We start from the raw sequence: 19,694 nt of genomic DNA, 5'->3' as shown, positions 1-19,694 counted from the left end.
AATGGATTTCAGAACTGCCGGTGTTATCGGAGGAGGCGTCATGGGGGCCGATATGGCTCTTGATTTGTCTGCGAACGGGTATCAAGTGATTTTGCTGGATATCAGTGATGAAAAACTGAAAGCCGCAGAGGAAAATATTAAAAAGACATTCAGGCTTGTTCAACTAATGCGGAAAGAAAAATTCAGCATGTCACTGGAAAATGTGCTTGATAACATTCAATTCACGACTGAGCCGCACAATGTGGAGCCGGCTGATATCATCATTGAAAACGTAACAGAAGATTGGGAGATAAAAAGACAAGTGTATTTACAACTAAAGGATATCTGCCGAGAGGATACCATCTACCTTGTAAATACAAGCTGTATCTCAATCACGAAGGTTGGTTCACTGATGAATCGTCCGGATAAGGTAATTGGAGCGCATTTCATGAATCCTGTTCCTCTGAAAGAACTTGTAGAGGTGATTCGGGGCGATTCCACTTCTGACGAGACTGTCAATGCAGCCGTCGGGTTTTTGAAATCTTTCGATAAAAATCCTGTCGTTGTTTATGATTTGCCTGGCTTTGTGTCAAATCGTGTGTTAATGCTGACCATTAATGAAAGCATTTGGACGGTTCAAGATCAAGTGGCGACACCAGCCAATGTGGATAAAATCTTTCGCGGCGGATTCGGGCATAAAATGGGGCCGCTCGCGACTGCGGATTTAATTGGTCTTGATACGATCCTTAACTCCTTGCTGGTTTTATATGAAAGCTACAAAGATTCAAAATTCAGGCCATGTCCGCTGCTCGTGAAAATGGTAGACGCAGGAAAGTTAGGGAGAAAGTCAGGACAAGGATTCTTTCAATACAGTTAAAGGAGGAGCAGACCATTGAAAAAGGGAGTTAAGTGTGTTGTCTGGGATTTAGATCATACGCTATGGGATGGTATTCTGCTTGAATCTGATGATGTAAAGCTGAAGGACAATATCAAAGAAATTTTGACTGAGCTTGATGAACGCGGCATATTGCTGTCTGTCGCAAGCAGAAATGACGAAGCTGCTGTTATGGAAAAATTAAAGGAATTTGGAATTGATCATTTCTTTCTATATCCGGAAATCAGCTGGAATGCCAAATCGGCTTCTTTGGAAAAAATAAGTAAAAATCTCAATATCCATAAGGATACGCTTCTCTTTATTGACGATCAAGCATTTGAAAGGGAAGAAGTGCAAAATGCCCATCCGGAGATTTCGTGCTGGGATGCCGTTCGGTATAAGGATCTCATCGTCGATCCTTTGCTGAAGCCTGCATTCGTAACGGAGGATGCCAAAAGACGCCGGCAGATGTATCTTGAGGATGACCGCAGAAAAGAGGACGAAGAGCAGTTTGAAGGACCGTCTGAACAATTCCTTGCTACTCTGAATATGAAGTTTACGATCAGCCATGCGCAAGAAAGCGACTTGCAGCGGGCAGAAGAGCTAACGGTACGTACAAACCAGCTGAATGCAAGCGGAAAAACATATGATTATCAGGAATTAAATTATTTCCGAGAGTCAGATTCTCATATGCTGTTAGTTTGCGAGCTTGAGGACAAGTACGGTTCTTATGGAAAAATTGGACTCTCTTTAATAGAAGAAAAGGGAGATGAATGGCATATTAATCTTCTTTTAATGTCATGCCGCGTGATGTCCCGCGGCGTCGGTACGATTTTACTGACAGCTATTTTAAATGAAGCGAAACAAAAAAGGAAAAAACTGTTCGCTGATTTTAAACAAACAGATCGGAACAGAGTCATGTATATCACATATAAATTTGCCAATTTCAAAGAACATACGAAGGGCCCGGACGGCTTCATCTTATTTGAAAATGACTTGAGCCGGATTCAGCCTTATCCTGCGTATGTCGAGGTCAAAACGGAATTCAGCCAATCACCTGTTGCAAGAAGCAGAAATTAATCTAAATAGCGGGGAGAGCAAATAGATGAATCTTCATGAACAAATTAGAGAATATATTGAACAAAATTTGGTGGTCTTTGACGATGAAATCGAATTAACCAATGATGATCACATTTTTGAAATGGGATTTGTGAATTCTTTATTTGCGATGAAACTTGTAACATTTCTTGAGCAAAACTTTGGGTTTCAGCTTGATAACGAAGATTTAGATATTGCTAACTTCAGCACGGTAAACCGAATCGTCAGCCTAATTGAAAAGAAACAGAACGGGGCTCTTGCTAATGAAAACAGCTGAGATGAAAGCCGACATCATTCAAGATTTCCAGGCTTACTGTGACGAAAAAATCCGACCTTTTGCAGGAGAGTTTGATGAGAAGGAATGCATTCCTGCAGCATTAATAAAAGAGTTAGGGAGCAAATCTTATTTTGCCGCGGGTATTCCGAAGGTCTATCACGGATTGGGATTGAACCCTGTCGAGTACGGTTTGTTTACTGAACAAGCAGGTAAAGCGTGCTGTAATATTCGAACCCTTTTGACTGTGAATTCGTTAGTCGGCGAATCTCTGCTGCGGTACGGTACAGAGTACCAAAAAGAAGAATGGCTTATCCCAATCGGAAAAGGAGAGAAAATCGGAGCGTTTGCATTGTCTGAACCAAACATTGGTTCAGACGCAAACCACATTGAAACATCTTATACAAAAAACGGAAGCTGCTATGTCATCAACGGGAGAAAAAAATGGATTTCTTTTGGCGCCATTGCTGACTTTTTTCTGGTTATAGCCCGTGATAGAGAAGTGGTTACAGCCTTTATCGTAGACAGCCGCCAGAGCGGAGTAACGGTTAAAAAAATGGAAGGCATGATGGCCAATAGAGCTTCTTATCTTGCGGAAATAGAGTTTGACAGCGTCGAGGTTTCTGATGATCAGATATTAGGGCCAATCGGGGGCGGCTTTAATTACATCGTTAATTTAGCCTTGGATCATGGGAGGTACAGTGTGGCATGGGCCGGCTTGGCGATTGCACAGGAAGCCGTCGATTCTTTAGTCACATACTCACGGAAGAGAAGCCAATTTGGAGAGAAGCTCTACAAACATCAAATGATTAAAGGAATGATCGGTGATGCTGTAACACAGCTGCATGCAGCCCGAGCCTTATGTATGAAAGCAGGCGAAATGCGGATGAAACAAGATCCAGAGGCCGTGACGGAAACGTCTATCGCGAAATATTTCACTTCAAAGATTGCTGTGGAGATTACCAATTCAAATGTGCAGATCCATGGAGGAAGCGGTTTCAGCAGAGATCATTCAGCTGCCCGCTTGTACAGAGAAGCCAAAGTGTTGGAAATCATTGAAGGAACATCTCAAATTCAGCAGCAAGTCATAGCGAATTATGGATTGAGACGATATTTTGTCAAACATATATAGGCAGAGGATGGAGAGGATTCTGTGAGTGAGCAAATGAAAAAAATAGATAAAAATAACATAGCCAACATTCTCGGACTGACCACCATTCAGGAAGGTCTGCTTTTTCATCATTTAATGGAGCCGGAAGGTAATGCTTATTTTGAACAAATGCTAATCAAGCTAGAGAGTGAGCCAGCCCGCGATCTTTTTGAAAAAGCATGGCAGCAAACGGTTCAGCAAAATGAAATGCTTCGGACGGTGTTTAGGTGGAAGGAAACAGCTAAGCCAATTCAGGTTATATTAAAGCATCATAAAATAGATATCCGTTATCTGAGCCTCTCGTTCGAGAAAGGCATTTCTCAGGAAAAGCTGAAGGAAGAGCTTGCGGAGAGTGATCGAGAAGAGCCGTTTCAACTTCAAGAAGTACCTTTCCGTGTCACACTGTATCAAACAGAAGAAAACGGGACCTGGATGATGATCAGCTTTCATCATATCTTGATGGACGGCTGGAGCATGGGGACTGTCCTCAAAGAGTGGATGGAGTCCTATCAAGCGTTAGCCATGGGTCAAACACCTGTTATACCACAAAAACCTTCATATCAAGCATTTGTGAAATGGCAGCAGGCACAGCAGCGTAAAACAATAGACAGCCAGGCTTCATTTTGGAAAGGATTATTGAAAGACTGGGAGCCTGTGCAATTGCTGCCGAATTCAGAAAGGCAAGGGAAGCGAAATGGTACTTTTTCTAAACATGAGATACAGCTTCCAGCTTCAGCAGGAAAAGCTCTGCGCTCACTCGCTGCTGAAAGGCAGGTTACACTGGCTTCAATTCTATATAGTGTCTGGGGTCTGCTGCTAAAGAATTATTCTGATCAAGAAGAAGTGGTGTTCGGGACAACTGTTTCCGGAAGAGGCGCAGATGTACCGGGAATAGAACAAATGACGGGGCTGTTTATCAATACCATTCCGCTTCGTCTCCGCTTCAAGCCTCACTCCACTCCTTTAGATGTGATTCAGCTTGCACATGAGCAGATTGCTAAGAGAAGTGAGTATGAACATACACCGCTGTCTGATTTAAAAACCTATGCGGGTCTGACCGCTGAGCAGTCATTATTTGACACGATCGTCGTGATTGAAAATTATCCGCTTGACCAGATGCTTAAGTCAAACAGTCTTCCTCTTTCAATCGAGCAATATGACATGTTTGAACAAACTGAATTCGATTTGACATTGAGTGTACAAGCTTTTGATGAGCATATCCATTTTTCATTTATATACAATCCTGGTGTCATGTCTGCCCTTCAAGTGAAGCAGCTGGGAGATCATTTTCTCAACCTGTTATCGGAAGTGATTGAGTATCCGGCAGACAGATCTGTGCACCGCTTGAATATGCTTTCCGAAGACGAAGTGCATTATCAGCTTGAAGAGTTTTGCAGCTATAAAGGTATGACCGGCAACAAACATCAAACTGTTATTGATTTGTTTGAACAGCAGGCGGAAAAGACGCCGGACGCGCTTGCTGTGGACTTTCGCTCGGAATCCCTGACCTATGATCAATTAAATAAAAAAGTGAATCAGCTCGCCCGCTTTTTAGAAAGTCGGGGAGTCAAACCTGCACAAAGAGTCGGTATTTTAACAGAACATTCAATTGAAATGGTGATCGCTTGTCTCGCTGTATTAAAAGCGGGCGGCGCTTATGTCCCAGTTGATCCCGATTATCCTTCGGAAAGAATTGAATATCTCCTGCAGGACAGCGGGATAAAACTGCTGCTGACAGAAGATATTGAGGGGCTGGTTTACTCGTTCGATGGTGTGAAAATAGATATTACCGATCAAAACCTTTATCAAGGAAACGACAGCAATCTGGTGAAACAATACGGTTCGCAGGACATTGCGTATTGCATATATACCTCTGGAACAACAGGCAGGCCAAAAGGGGTGCTTGTTAAGCATCTTGGTCTTGAAAATTATGTTTCCTGGGCCGCCGAGCAATATGTAAGAGGTGATAAAAGAGATTTTGCCCTTTATACCTCCCTGTCTTTTGATTTAACTGTAACTTCTATCTTTACCCCGCTTATTACAGGAAACGCAATTATTGTGTATCGTGATAAAAACAAGCAGCTTCTTGTGGAACAGATTCTGAAAGATAATCGAGCCCATGTTATGAAGTTAACGCCGTCCCATCTGCATTTCATTTCCGGAATGCCGTTTCGGGACAGTGTGATGAAGTGCCTGATACTGGGGGGAGAGCAATTAGAAACCTCTCTTGCGGCGAAAATTGAACAGAACTTCGATGGGGAAATTGAAATCTTTAACGAATATGGCCCGACGGAAACGGTAGTCGGCTGCATGATTCACCGCTACTCATCTGAAAGGGATAAAGGTCTGTATGTGCCGATTGGCCGGCCGGCAGCACATACTGATATATACATTCTTGATTCACATATGAATCTGCTGCCTCAGGGAGCAGCGGGAGAACTATATATTGCCGGAAAAGGAGTAGCAGAAGGCTACTTAGGCCGGGAGGAACTGACGGCAGAGCGCTTTGTGGCGCATCCTTTTAAACCCGGAGAAAAAATGTATAAAACAGGAGACGCAGCCCGCTTTTTACCGGATGGAACCATTCAGTTTTTAGGCAGAAACGATGACCAAATCAAACTTAGGGGCTATCGGATTGAGAGCGGGGAAATTGAGCACTGGCTCTGCCGGTACGGGCGTATAAAAGGGGCAGCGGCTGTCGTGAAGAAGGATGCGTCCCAGACGCCGTGCTTGGCTGCTTATCTTTTCACTGATGAGACGATTGATGAAAAGCAGCTGCGCGTTTACTTGCGCCGTTATTTGCCGGAATATATGATCCCATCCCGATTTATTGTGATGAGTGAGATGCCGCTGACGGCCAATGGAAAATTGGATAAAAAAGCACTGCCCGAGCTTGGAGCAGAGACAAAACGAGAGGTGTTTGCATCGGCCCCCGCTTCTGAAACAGAAAAGATGGTGCTGGAGGTTTGGAAACGCGTACTTGGTCAAGACAGCATCAATGTGCAGGATAAATTTTTTGAAATCGGCGGCACATCCCTGCATTTGATCCAAGTCAATCAGCAGCTTTCTAAGGAAACGGGAAAAAGTATCCCAATGGTTGAGATGTTCCGCCGTCCAACAGTTCAATTGCTTGCTGAGTTCTTGTCAGGTCATGATGAAGAGCAATCAAAAAAGAAAACACAATTAACATCAAAGTGGAAGGCACCATCAGATGAAAACATCGCCATCATCGGTATGGCCGGGCGTTTCCCTGGAGCTGAAAACATAGATGAGTTTTGGCATAACCTGCAAAATGGCAAGGAATCTATCTCTTTTTTCACTGATGAAGAGCTGTTTACGGCAGGCATTGATGAACAAACATTTACGAGAACTGATTATGTAAGGGCGAAAGGAATCATCGACGGCCCCGATTTATTTGATGCCTCCTTCTTCGGCTATTCACCGGGACAGGCAGAGGTCATGGACCCGCAAATCCGTCTTCTTCATGAGTATGTATGGAAAACACTTGAGGATGCCGGGTGTGTTTCAGCTGAATATGAAGGGAAAATCGGTTTGTTTACTGGAACAACCTCAAATTTTCAATGGCTCCAGCATTTCGCTGATTCATTAGACGGCAGGATGTCAGAGCTGTTTGAAATCGGCTCTTTAAATGATACCTATACGATCAGCACGCGAGTTGCTCATAAACTTAATTTAAAAGGTCCAGCCATTACACTGCAGACAGCTTGTTCAACCTCCTTGGTGGCGTTGCATTTGGCTTGCAAATCAGTGCTGAATGGAGAATCTGATGTGGCTCTCGCAGGCGGTGTATCCATTCTCCATCCGGTTAAGTCAGGCTACATCTACCAAGAGAATATGGTGAAATCACCAGACGGTCACTGCCGAGCCTTTGATAAAGACGCGAAAGGCACTGTAGGAGGCGATGGAGTCGGATTTGTCGCAGTGAAATCGTTGAGCCGCGCTTTGGCTGACGGCGATAGGATCTATGCGGTTGTAAAAGGGTCTGCGGTCAACAATGACGGTGACCAAAAGGTAGGCTTTAATGCGCCGAGTGTGGAAGGCCAGACAGAGGTCATAAGAGATGCGATTGCTGACGCGGGGATTGAACCGGAAACCATCAGCTATGTGGAAACTCACGGAACAGGCACAGCTCTCGGAGATCCAATTGAAATTGAAGCCTTAACAAAAGCGTTTCAAACGAATAAGACCGCGTTTTGCAGGATTGGTTCCGTAAAAACGAATATTGGGCACCTTGATGCTGCTGCTGGAGCGGCGGGTCTCATTAAAACAGTTCTCTCTCTGAAGCATCAACAATTTGTGCCTAGTCTTCATTTTAAGGAAGCGAATCCGAATATTGATTTTGAAAACAGTCCTTTCCTTGTGAATGACAAGCTCCGAATGTGGAAGGAAACAAATACCCCAAGACGAGCAGGCGTGAGCTCATTCGGTATGGGCGGCACCAATGCCCATGTGATTCTGGAGGAAGCGCCTGTCAGTGAACGTGAACAACATTCGCGTTCGTATCAGCTGTTTCCGCTTTCAGCAAAAACGATGAATGCTTTAGAAAAAACGAAAGACCTTTTGCTCGAGCACATGGAAAGGAACACAGAGCTTAATGCAGCTGACGCCGCTTATACGCTGCAGGCCGGGAGACAGCACTTTGATTATAGGCAAATGTTTGTGGCGAAGGACAGACAGGATGTCATCCGCCTGCTTTCCGAGAAAAAGGACAGAGGACTCAGCCGAATGTCGCGGATTCAGGAGAAAAAGGATAAAAAATTGATTTTCATGTTCTCGGGCCAAGGCAGTCAATATGTGAACATGGGCCGGGATTTGTATACGGAGGAGCCGTTTTTCAAAGAGACGATGGATCATTGTTTTCTAGAATTCTATGAAGCGACCGGCGAGAGGCTTGAGGATATTCTATACCCTGACCAGCAGGATGAAGACGCTGCCGCGAAAAAGCTTCAAGAGACGAAATATGCCCAGCCTGCTATTTTTATGCTGGAATATGCGCTGTCACTTTTGCTGATGAAGTGGGGGCTGCGGCCATGGGCTATGATCGGCTACAGCTTTGGTGAACTAACGGCTGCCGCGGTATCGGGAGTGTTTACGCTCAGTGACGCCATCAAGCTAATCAGCTTACGTGGACAAGTTATGCACGAAGCGCCGTCAGGCATCATGCTAAGCGTCCCATTGCCAGAGGAAGAATTGAAACCGATTCTCCCTGATTGCATTTCCTTGGCTGTTGTTAATGACGCTTCTTGTATAGTGTCAGGGATTGAGTCTGACATTTCGGTATTTGAAGAACAGTTAAAAGCCAAAAAAGTGCTTTGTATGAGAGTAAAAGGTTCAATTGCTGCTCATTCGCATGTCATGGCTTCCGCAGCTGAACGATTTGGAAATACGGCTAAGCGCATTTCTTATCAAAAACCGGATGTTCCTTTCTTTTCGAATTTAACGGGAGACTGGATAGCGGATGAAGAAGCCGCGGACTATGACTATTGGAAGCGGCATATGACTGAGACTGTTCGCTTTGCCGAGGGTATTGGCGTGTTAACGAAGCAGGAAGATGCTATTTTTATCGAAATCGGCCCGGGACAAGATTTAAGTGTGCTGGTGAAGAGATCGATTAACGATGAGCTGCGCCAGCATGCTTGCAATGTGCTGAAACACAGCAGACAGAGTATGTCAGATGTCCAATTTTTACTTAGCAGAATTGGCACGCTATGGATGTATGGTGCGAACATTGATTGGCGCGGGATGCAGGAGGGCAGAAATCCTGAAAAGGTCTCTATGCCTCAATATCCTTTTGAAAAGGAATCCTTCTGGTACAAACAGAAACATACTGCCAGCGGAAAAGGCAAAAAACATTTCGAAGGAAAGCTCCCGGTTCAGGATTGGTTTTATCTGCCGCAATGGGAGAAAGAAATCCTGCCGATTTCTCGCGAGATTGAAGCGACGGAACAAAGTTTGCTTGTCTTCATGGAGGATAGTGATTTTGGCCATAAGCTTATTCGGGGGCTTCAACCAGCCTGTGCTTCTTGTGTCATCATTAAAAAAGGGCATAGCTTTCAGCAGATTGAAAAAGGAGTGTACACACTCCGTCCGGACTCTGCGGAAGATTACTGCCGTCTCTTTGAAGTGTTGGAGAAGGAAAACATCCAGTACAGCCGGATTTTGCACCTCTGGGGGCTGGCAGAGAAGAATGAATCAGCTGCTGCCGAGTGGATTGAGCAGATGCAAAGCGAATCCTATTACTCTTTGCTTTACTTAGGGCAAGCATTGAAAAAGAAAGGAACAAAGCAGGAAATTTCGATCTTTGTGTTATCGTCCCTTACGTATCAGCTTGGCGGAGAAGACATGCTGTATCCAGAGAAAGCGGTACATCTGGGGCCGAGTATGGTCATTTCTCAGGAAACACCGCTCCTTCGCTATCGAGTGATAGATATAGACAGACAGAAAGAAGATTCCTGGAAAGAAGACAAGCTGCTGGGACTCATCAGATCAGAGCTGATGACCGAATCTGGTAATCTCCTAACGGTTTACAGAAATAATAAACGGTACACTAGGAATTTTATTCACAAAGCAGTGCCTGCAGAATCATCGCAGGGGCACCTTCGTCCCGGAGGTGTATATATTCTGATTGGCGGGCTGGGCTTCATCGGTTTACATGCTGCAAAAACCATTGCTGAGAAAACAAAAGGAAAACTTATTCTGACAAGCCGTTCTGGCCTACCGCCGCGGAGTGAATGGGAGTCCTTAATCAGCACGCATGCTGAGGATGATCCAACCGTTAAAAAAATAAAATCAATATATGAGATAGAAAAAACAGGCGCAGAAGTCACTGCCGTTGCTGCGGATGCAAGCTGTGAAGCGGATATGTCTGAACTGGTTCATATGGCTGAACGTAAGTACGGCTCCATCCACGGTGTAATTTATGCAGCTGGAATAACAGGCGAACAATCATTCAGAATGATGGAACAAACGGATAAAAGTTTCTCGGATGCTCACTTTCAAGCAAAAATGACGGGCGTTGCGGTATTAGAAAAAGTGCTGGCTGACCGACCGCTTGATTTCTGCTTTTTGATTTCGTCCTTGTCTCCAATATTAGGAGGACTTGGATTTACCGCCTATACTGCCGTTAACCAGTTTGTTGATGCCTTTGTATATAAACATAATGCGCAGCATCCTGTTCAGTGGACAGCCCTAAATTTAGACGGCTGGGAATTTGAAGACGGCAAAAAACCGGATATTCCAATCGGAGGGGATTTAGAAAATACCCTGATTCGTACGCATGAGGGCAGAGAGATCTTTGAGAAGATTTTTACATTTGATCATATGGATCAGATTGTAGTGTCTGCCACGGATCTGCAGGAAAGGATACAAAAATATGTGAACCGTCTGCAGAAGCCTAACGGTGAAGAGCAAGAGGAAGTTTCGCTGTACGGCCGGCCGGAACTTACCGCTGAATATGCCGAACCGGTGACTGATATGGAAAAAGAACTTCTTGTTCAATGGCAGTCGTTTTTCAAGATTGATCAAATCGGCATAGACGATGATTTCTTTGAAATGGGCGGGGATTCGTTAAAGGCGATTACGTTCATTTCCATTATTCATCAAGCATTCAATGTGGAGATTGCGCTGCCGGATTTCTTTAACATTCCGACGATCAGGCAGATGGCCGAATTTATTAGCCAAGCCGACAAGAAGATTTACAGAAAGATAGAAAAAGCTGCGAAAAGGGATTATTATCCGTTATCCTCAGCACAAAAACGGCTTTATCTTGTACAGCAGTTAGATCCAACAAGCACAGGCTACAACGAGTTCACTGCCGGCAAGATTGCAGGAAAGCTTGACATGCAAAGGCTTGAGAATGTGTTCAAGCAATTGATTATACGTCATGAGAGTTTAAGAACATCCTTTAAAGCAATAGACGGTGTTCCTATGCAGTGCATAGCTGAGCATGCCGAATTTCATGCGGACTTTTTTGACCTATCAAATGTGGCAGGCCAGGAAGGGCAAAATCAAAAAGAACAAGAAGTCATCAGCAGCTTTTTAAAGCCGTTCCAGCTTGATCAGGCTCCACTGATGAGAGCTGGTGTTATGAAGAACTCTGAAAACGAGTATATTCTGATGCTCGATATGCACCATATTATTTCTGACGGTTTATCTCAGGATATCTTGGTCAGCGAATTTATGGATCTGTATGACGGCAAGGAGCTTGCGCCGCTTGAACTGCAATATAAAGATTTCTCAGAATGGCAGAATCAGATGCTTCAGTCTGATGACCTGAATGAGGTGAAAACATATTGGCTGAAACGGCTTGATGGATTTAGTGAGCTTCAGCTGCCGGCTGATTATCAGAGACCTGTTGTCAAAAGTTTTGCCGGCGCCCATTATCGTTTTTATATAAGCAAAAAAGAGCTGGAGGCGTTCAAAGCCATTATGGCCGATGAGGATGCGACGCTGTTTATGGGGCTCTTATCAATCTATCAAATCCTGCTGCACAAGCTCACTGGACAGTCCGACATTGTAGTCGGCGTTCCGGTCGCGGGGAGAAGGCAGGAGGAACTGCAGCGGATCATCGGTATATTCGTTAATATGCTTCCGCTTCGGTTTTATCCGAAAAAAGAGATGACGTTCACTCAATTTCTGCACCATGTCAAGCAGCTGGTGATTGATGACTTTGATCATCAAGATTATCAGTATGAACATATGGTTCAAGATTTGAAGTTAGATAGGACGTTAAATAGGAATCATATTTTTGATACTGTTTTTGCACTGCAGAATCTAAGCCAGCCTGCTTTAGAGGTAGACGGGATCACATTAACCGACTATGAATATGAAACAGCGGTTTCCCGGTTTGATTTGCTTTGGATCGCTTCAGAAGACGAAAACGGTTTATCTTCTGTCATTGAATACAGTACTGAGCTGTTTACAAGAGAAACCATTGAAAGCATTGCGAAAGGGATTAAAAAGGTGCTGTCAGCCGTGATTGATTGTAAGCAAACCGCTCTCCAGGATATTGACCTGACTTCAGGCATCAATGATTTAGAAAAGGTATCGTTGCTGGAACTAGACGATCTGAAAATCTAGCAGAAATAGGTGAATAACAATGAATCAAACCGATGTCTTTCAATTGAAAACCGCGGCTCTTGAAAAAGTGAAGGAGCGGCAATTTTGGACTTCTCTATTAACTCAAATTTCGTCGGACTGCCGTTTTCCTTATGATTCAAAGCAGCTTGATCAAACTGATGAAGAAGCTTCATTAACTTTTTCATTTCCGGTTCAGCTGGAAAAGGCCATCTTAAAGGCATCCGGAGCTTCAGATTTGCGTATGTTTATCATTTTTATGACTGTGGCAGTCACATTGCTGCACAGGTACAGCGGAAGAACGGATATCGTGGCGTCGGCCCCAGTGATGAAACAGCGGGAAACACAGCCGGTGATCAATGATCTTCTTCCGCTGCCGGTGAACATAAACCCTTCTATGAGTTTCAGAGACTGCCTTGAGCGCGTGAAACAGTCTTTTCAACAAGCGTATGCCCATCAAAATTATCCTGTGAAAATTCTGTTGGATGAGCTCTATCCTTTGCATATAAAAGGGGGTCCCCGCTTCGGCATTTCTGTGGCAATGGCTGACCTTCAGCAGCCCGCCTCATTGAAAGAGATGGACACCGATTTGTTGATTTCCATTCAACGTGACGAAGGAATACTGACTGGTAAGGTGAGCTGGAATTTAAGGCATTACACCTTTGAAACGGCTGAACGGATAGCAGGCCATTTTTGCAAGCTGGCAGAGCAGGCGATGTCAGCGCCAGAGACGCCAGTTACTGAGTTGCAATTTCTTTCTCAAGAAGAGAGAGAGAAAATCACCATGACATTTAACCAAACAAATCAGCCATATCCGAAAAACAAATCAATTGTCGATCTATTCAAAGAACAGGCCGATCGCAAGCCGGATCAGCCTGCGATTGTTTATGAAGATGTCAGCTTCACATACAGTGAGGCTGATGAATTGTCAGACAGGATCGCTGCTTTTTTGATAAAAGAGGGTGTTCGTCATGAGGAGCCTGTTGGGCTGATGGTTCATCGTTCGGCAGAGATGGTTATCGGCATATTAGGCATATTAAAAGCCGGCTGTCCTTATTTGCCGATAGATGTAAAGATGCCGTCCGGACGGATGGATTATATGCTGAGAAACAGCGGTTCGCGGTTTGTGATCACGAACGAGGATCATGACATTTCTGCTGGGGATACAAAAAGCTTATTGATAGAGGAAATGATGAAATTTGAAGGCACGGCGGAGCATGGGCGTCTGCCCTCTCCTGAAAATCTCGCTTATGTGCTGTATACATCCGGGACAACAGGCAAACCGAAAGGCGTGATGGTGGAGCATCGTCAAGTCATCAATTTAGTATATGGCATAGACAGCCTTCATTTTCAGCCGTTTTCACAAGTGCATCTCCGCGTTGGCATGCTTGCATCTCATATTTTTGACGCATCTGTGCAAACGTTATTTCCTGCAGTGCTTCTCGGACACACCTTATATATTGCACCGGATCATGCAAGGATGGATGGAAAGCAGCTGTGGTCTTTTTATGAGGAGAACCGCATTCATATTTCAGATGCGACCCCCTCTCATTTGCGCCTAATGATCAAAGCCGCTGAGAAAGAACCGCACCACGTTAACGAATTGAAGTTAATATTGGCAGGCGGCGAAGTTCTTCCGCCCCAATTGGTTCGCCAGTTTTTACAAACGTTTCAAGCCGACAAGCCGGTGATGACAAATAATTACGGCCCGACGGAATGCGCTGTACAGTCAGCGGCTTTTATTATTCCTGAGCCTTGGAATGAAGCTGCCGTGCCGATCGGCAGGCCGATGCCAAATGAGCAGATTTTTATTCTGGATCATTGCGGCCAGCCTGTGCCCATTGGCTTGTACGGAGAATTATGCATTGCCGGCGACGGTGTGGCAAGAGGATATATCGGCCAGCCTGAGCTGACGGCTGAAAAGTTTACAGAACCGCAGCATATCCCCGCCAGCAAGCTTTATCATACCGGTGACTTGGCGAGATGGCGTTCTGACGGCTTAATCGAATTTTTTGGCAGATATGATGATCAAGTGAAAATAAGAGGATTCAGAGTAGAGCTGGATGAGATTAGAAAAGCCTTGCTTGATTACAGTGAGTCCGGACAAATCATTCATGACGTGGTGATTATTCCAGTTCAAAAGGAATCGGATGACCAGTTTCTTGTGGCGTATCTCATTTCCGATCAAAAGTTGAAAACTCGAAAAATGAGAGAATTTTTAGCAGCAAAGCTGCCGGCTTATATGATTCCAAGACGATTCATTCGCATAGATTCGTTTCCGATGAACCTGTCAGGAAAGCTTGATATCAAGGCTCTTCCAGATCCTTTGGAAGAGCCTGAATCTGACGAGCAGGTCATAAAACCGCACAATGAATCAGAGAAAAAGCTGGTTTCCATTTTTGCTGGCATTTTGAATATACCTGAATCTGAAATCAGCATGGAAGATAACTTTTTTGATATCGGCGGAAACTCATTTCACATCGTAGAACTATCGAACAAATTGAAAGAGCAGTTTGGACAAGAGCTGTCAGTTGTTCAGCTGTTTCAATATACATCCGTTTCAGCAATAGCTGCCCAGCTCAGCCGGCAAACGGAGTCTGAGGGTTCTCAGGCAAACGCTGAGAGAGCGGAAGAGGCAGCGGAAGATTTAGAAAATGTCTCACAACTGTTAGGCGGGATCTCTGATGAGTAAAACAACAGGCTTGGAAATCGCGGTTATCGGAATGGCTTGCCGTTTCCCAGGTGCCAAAAATATTGAAGAGTTTTGGGAGAATATCAAAACGGGCACGGAATCCATTACATTTTTCTCAAAAGAAGAGCTTATGGAAGCTGGTGTGCCTAAAGAGCAGCTCGATCATAAGAATTATGTCAGGGCCAAAGGAAAAGTAGACCGGCATGACCACTTTGACGCAGCGTTTTTCGGCTACTCACAGCGCGAAGCAGAGGTAATGGACCCGCAAGTGCGCATGTTTCATGAAGTCGCGTGGGAATCCCTTGAAAACGCCGGGTACAATCCCGAAAACTATTCCCAGCCTATAGGCTTATTCGGCGCTGCGTCTGCGAATTTGTACTGGCAGGCAAGTTCAATGCTGCTGAGAAGCAGCAGTTCTTCTGAGCAGTTTGCTGCTGTGCAGTTGACGGACAAGGACTTTATGAATACGCAAATTTCTTACAAATTAAATTTGAAAGGGCCGAGTATCGCAGTGGATACAGCTTGTTCTTCTTCTCTGACCGCTGTGCATCTCGCATCCAGAGCTTTGCTTACCGGCGACTGTAAAATGGCGCTGGCCGGAGGTGTAACGGTAACTTGTCCCCACAAAAAGGGTTATATGTATCAAGAAGGGATGATTATGTCGCCAGACGGCCGCTGCCGTGCATTTGATGCGGAAGCAAAAGGGACAGTCGGGGGCGAGGGCTGCGGTGTTGTAGTGCTCAAAACCTTAAAGCAGGCGCTGAAGGATCAAGACCATATTTACGCTGTCATTAAGGGATCAGCATATAACAATGACGGCAGCCGTAAAGTCGGTTACACCGCGCCAAGTATCGAAGGGCAGGCAGATGTCATTAGAAAAGCACTGAACATCAGCCGTGTAGAGCCCGAAAGTATTTCTTATGTCGAAGCGCATGGCACGGGGACTTCGCTAGGAGATCCAGTTGAAATAGAGGCGCTTAAACAAGCGTTTCAAACAGAAAAGAAGCAATACTGCGCGATCGGCTCTGTTAAAACAAATATCGGTCATTTGGATTCCGCCGCGGGAATTGCGGGGTTTATTAAGACGGCGCTGAGTCTCAAAGCGAGAATCCTGCCGCCAATCCTTCATTACAAAAAGCCCAATCCTAAAATTGATTTTGAAAACAGTCCTTTTTATGTCAGCACATCAGCAAAGCAATGGACAGCATCTGACCGTGTGTTTCGGGCGGGGGTCAGTTCCTTTGGGATCGGCGGCACGAATGTTCATGTTGTCATGGAGGAGCCGCCGATGAAGGAAAGACGCCATAAAGAGGATCATGAAGACTGCCTTATGCTTATTTCTGCCCGGTCTGAAAAAGCTGCAACTAAGGCTGCGGATCAAGTCAAGCAATTTATAAAAGAGCATGAAGAGGTACCGCTCCAAGACATTTCATACACGTTGCAAGAGGGCCGCAGGCATTTTCAGTATCGTCAGGCATTTACGGCGGGTCCTTTAGGAATAACAAGCGATAAGGCAACTTCTTCAATAGCGCTGGAAAAGCCGGCGGTTGTCTTTATGTTTTCCGGTCAAGGTTCTCAATACGTCAATATGGGGAAACAACTGTATGAAATGGAGCCCATATTCCAGGAGGAGCTGCACCGCTGTTTTGCCATTCTGCAAGCTGAGGAAGGACTTAATATTAGAAGCATCATGTTTCCGGCTAATGAAGCAGAAAGTAAAGAAGCCGAACGGCTTATCCATGAAACTTCATATACACAGCCTATTTTATTTTCTTTTGAATATGCGCTGGCGTCCTTCTTGATCAAAAAAGGTTTAAAACCGCAATACATGATAGGCCACAGCATAGGAGAAGTAACGGCAGCCTGTCTGTCAGGCATTTGTTCATTGGAAGACGCGCTTCATATGGTTGTGGTGAGAGGCCGATTGATGCAGGAGATGCCAGAGGGAGAAATGTTGAGCGTCGGGCTGTCTGGCAGAGAGATAGAAATGGAATTGACGGAGGGCGTTGAGCTTTCGGCTTCAAACAGCTCTGATTTAACCGTTGTATCCGGTCTTATGGAGCCAATCAATGCTTTTGCCACGCGCCTTCAGTCCAAAGGAGTGCCAATTCAGCACTTAAAAACGTCCCATGCGTTTCATTCAAGCATGATGAAGCCGGCAGCCTCTCGTTTTGCTGATATTTTGAAAAACATGGAATTCCAAGTACCTGACCTTCCGTTTATTTCGAATGTGACAGGCGATTGGATACAAAGAGAGCAGGCGTCAGATCCGGAGTATTGGGCTTCTCAAATCATAGAAAAGGTTGATTTTCATTCAGGGCTGAACACACTTTTACAAATGGGCAATGTTGTATTCGTTGAGATCGGGCCAGGGAACACTTTAACGCAGTTTGTGAGAAAGCATAAGGGTTTTATGACAGAGCGGCATGCCGCGGTAAATATCATCAGGCATCCAAAGGAAGTATCATCTGATCGTGTCTATCTGTTAAACAGCATCGGCAGGCTTTGGACGCATGGTGTAAACATGAACTGGGAGCAATTTCGCAAGGGAGGCTCATACGAAAGGGTTCCGCTTCCGACTTATCCTTTTGAGCATCAAGTATTTCCCGACCCGCAAATATCTCAGGGCGGAATGGAAGAAAAGATCAAAAACGAATTGAAATTAAACATTGCTTCAAGTGAAAAACAGCTTCCTTTTGATAAGTGGTTTTCCGTTCCATTCTGGGAACGAATGGAACCAGTCAATGAGACATTCACTCATCAAGGAAAGAGGATACTTGTTTTTGAAGAAAACAGTGATGTCAGCCAACATCTCATAAAACAGCAAGCGGAGGCAGTGTCTGTCCTGCCGGGTGATTGCTTTGCGGAAACAGATAGCAATACGTTTACGGTAAACCGCGGGGATACGTCCCACTTTCGGAAGCTGCTGGATGAACTCAATTCAAGAGGGTTTGTCCCTGATGAAATCATCTGGATGTGGCTGCAAGACTGTGATTGCTGTGATGGAGACATTGCGGAGCACACAATAGCCGGTTATCTCCCTCTTCTTGATCTTGTCCGTTTACTTGGAACAGAGAGCAATAAAAGATTCAACATAACCGCAGTGACCAATCAAGCCCACGATGTGACGGGAACGGAGGAACTTCAGCCTCATCAGGCTGCGCTGACTGGAGTCTGTTTGACCATTCCGCAAGAGTATAAGCAGATCAGCTGTAAAGCGGTTGATCTTTATCCGGATCCGAGACGCGACCAATCAAGCTGGCCTGAAATGATTTCTTATGAACTGAAAAAAGAAGATGATGAGCCTATTGTGGCTTATCGCGGAAACAGCAGATGGATTCGGCAGGCGAAGCAGCCGGCCAGGCAAGATGAGATGAATATGACCAGCAAACTCAGGCATAAAGGAGTTTATATCATTACAGGCGGCCTTGGCGGGATCGGATTATCTCTTGCATCTCATTTAGCTGAAACAGTTCAAGCAAAGATTGTGCTGCTAAGCCGGACAGGACTGACCGATCAACTAAGAGCAGACGATAAAGCAAAAAAACTCAATGCTGTGGAAGAACTCGAGAAGGCTGGGGCTGAGGTGCTGGTATTACAGGCGGATATTTCTGATGAAACAGAGCTTCAAAAAGCCTTGCAAACGGCAGAATCTCGTTTCGGACAAGCCATTCATGGCGTTATTCATGCAGCGGGCATTCCTGATGGCAAAGTGATTCACGCAAGGACACCAGACGATGAGAGGCATATGGCTAAGGCCAAAATAACAGGAACCGCTCTGTTAAGAAAAGCGCTTAGAAACAAACAGCCGGACTTCTTCTTCATTTGTTCCTCTCTAGTTTCATTTTTAGGAGCGGGGGGCCAAGTCGGCTACGCTGCATCAAACGCATTCTTGGACAGTTATGCTCACGCATGCCGAAAAGAAGGTGAAAACATGGTGACGGTTAACTGGGACCGTTGGGAACAAGTAGGGATGGCATATGAATCAGAAACGGCAGCCATTCTTTCGAAGATAGCGGACAAAGAGGAGCAACACCAAGGAATCCTGCCGGCTCAAGGAGCGAAAGCGTTTATGAGAGCTTTGCAGCTGCGCTACCCGCAAGTCCTGATTTCGCTGCAGGATGTAAACAAACGAATGAAAGACAGCTATGTGAAAGAGGATAGACAAACCGCAGCGCATGTGCTGACAAAAGACCGCTTGGACACACTTGAAGAAAGGTTAATGAATATTTTCAAAGATTATTTTCATTCTGAGACAGATGTAAATATGAATTTCTTTGAATTAGGAGCCTCTTCACTTGATCTGCTTCAGGTGAGCGGGAGAATCAAAAACGAGCTTGGCGTGGATATCCCGGTTGTGATGATGTATGCCCACCCGACGGTTGCAGCATTAACCCAAGCCGTCAAAGCACAGCAAAGCGGTGATGACTTACACATAAAAGGAATAGAGCCAGATCGCCAAAAAGCCATAAATGAAGGGAAAAACCGGCGAAAACAGCGAATGAGACGAAAATAGATGGGAGGCTGATTT

At 45.0% G+C, this 19,694-nt stretch carries 7 protein-coding genes; all 7 read left to right on the top strand.

Going from position 1 to position 19,694, the window contains the following annotated elements; genetic code table 11:
- The first annotated feature begins 1 nt into the window (after position 1).
- Genes V6D41_RS15265 through V6D41_RS15235 form a run of 7 tightly spaced genes read left to right on the top strand, consistent with a single transcriptional unit; the run spans position 2 to position 19,679 of the window.
- Entirely contained in the window at positions 2–856 is an 855-nt protein-coding gene (locus tag V6D41_RS15265) for a 3-hydroxyacyl-CoA dehydrogenase family protein (RefSeq protein ID WP_148963508.1), read from the top strand.
- Positions 857–871: 15 nt separating this feature from the next.
- Positions 872–1,933, top strand: coding sequence for an HAD-IIIC family phosphatase (locus tag V6D41_RS15260; RefSeq protein WP_333518778.1), 1,062 nt, complete (start codon positions 872–874; stop codon positions 1,931–1,933).
- A gap of 25 nt (positions 1,934–1,958) precedes the next feature.
- A complete protein-coding gene (locus V6D41_RS15255; protein WP_003240117.1) occupies positions 1,959–2,228 on the top strand; it encodes an acyl carrier protein in 270 nt (89 codons plus the stop codon).
- Entirely contained in the window at positions 2,215–3,357 is a 1,143-nt protein-coding gene (locus V6D41_RS15250) for an acyl-CoA dehydrogenase family protein (protein WP_333518777.1), read from the top strand. The genes V6D41_RS15255 and V6D41_RS15250 overlap by 14 nt, the downstream gene beginning before the upstream one ends.
- Before the next feature lie 21 nt (positions 3,358–3,378).
- Complete coding sequence (locus V6D41_RS15245) at positions 3,379–12,474, top strand: non-ribosomal peptide synthetase/type I polyketide synthase (RefSeq protein ID WP_333518776.1); 9,096 nt, start codon at positions 3,379–3,381, stop codon at positions 12,472–12,474.
- A 19-nt stretch (positions 12,475–12,493) separates the two neighbouring features.
- Positions 12,494–15,163, top strand: a complete 2,670-nt coding sequence (locus tag V6D41_RS15240; RefSeq protein ID WP_333518775.1) for a non-ribosomal peptide synthetase — start codon at positions 12,494–12,496, stop codon at positions 15,161–15,163.
- A complete protein-coding gene (locus V6D41_RS15235) occupies positions 15,156–19,679 on the top strand; it encodes a type I polyketide synthase (RefSeq protein WP_333518774.1) in 4,524 nt (1,507 codons plus the stop codon). The genes V6D41_RS15240 and V6D41_RS15235 overlap by 8 nt, the downstream gene beginning before the upstream one ends.
- Positions 19,680–19,694: the final 15 nt, after the last annotated feature.

The organism is Bacillus sp. 0102A, from assembly GCF_036765155.1.
GTDB classification, from domain to species: Bacteria; Bacillota; Bacilli; order Bacillales; family Bacillaceae; genus Bacillus; species Bacillus subtilis_G.
This window is presented reverse-complemented; position numbering and strand designations above follow the sequence as displayed.

Bases quoted from the DNA above. Each gene is read 5' to 3' on its own strand.
- V6D41_RS15250 (WP_333518777.1), top strand. From the start codon at position 2,215: ATGAAAACAGCTGAGATGAAAGCCGACATCATTCAAGATTTCCAGGCT.
- V6D41_RS15265 (WP_148963508.1), top strand. From the start codon at position 2: ATGGATTTCAGAACTGCCGGTGTTATCGGAGGAGGCGTCATGGGGGCC.
- V6D41_RS15240 (WP_333518775.1), top strand. From the start codon at position 12,494: ATGAATCAAACCGATGTCTTTCAATTGAAAACCGCGGCTCTTGAAAAA.
- V6D41_RS15235 (WP_333518774.1), top strand. From the start codon at position 15,156: ATGAGTAAAACAACAGGCTTGGAAATCGCGGTTATCGGAATGGCTTGC.
- V6D41_RS15255 (WP_003240117.1), top strand. From the start codon at position 1,959: ATGAATCTTCATGAACAAATTAGAGAATATATTGAACAAAATTTGGTG.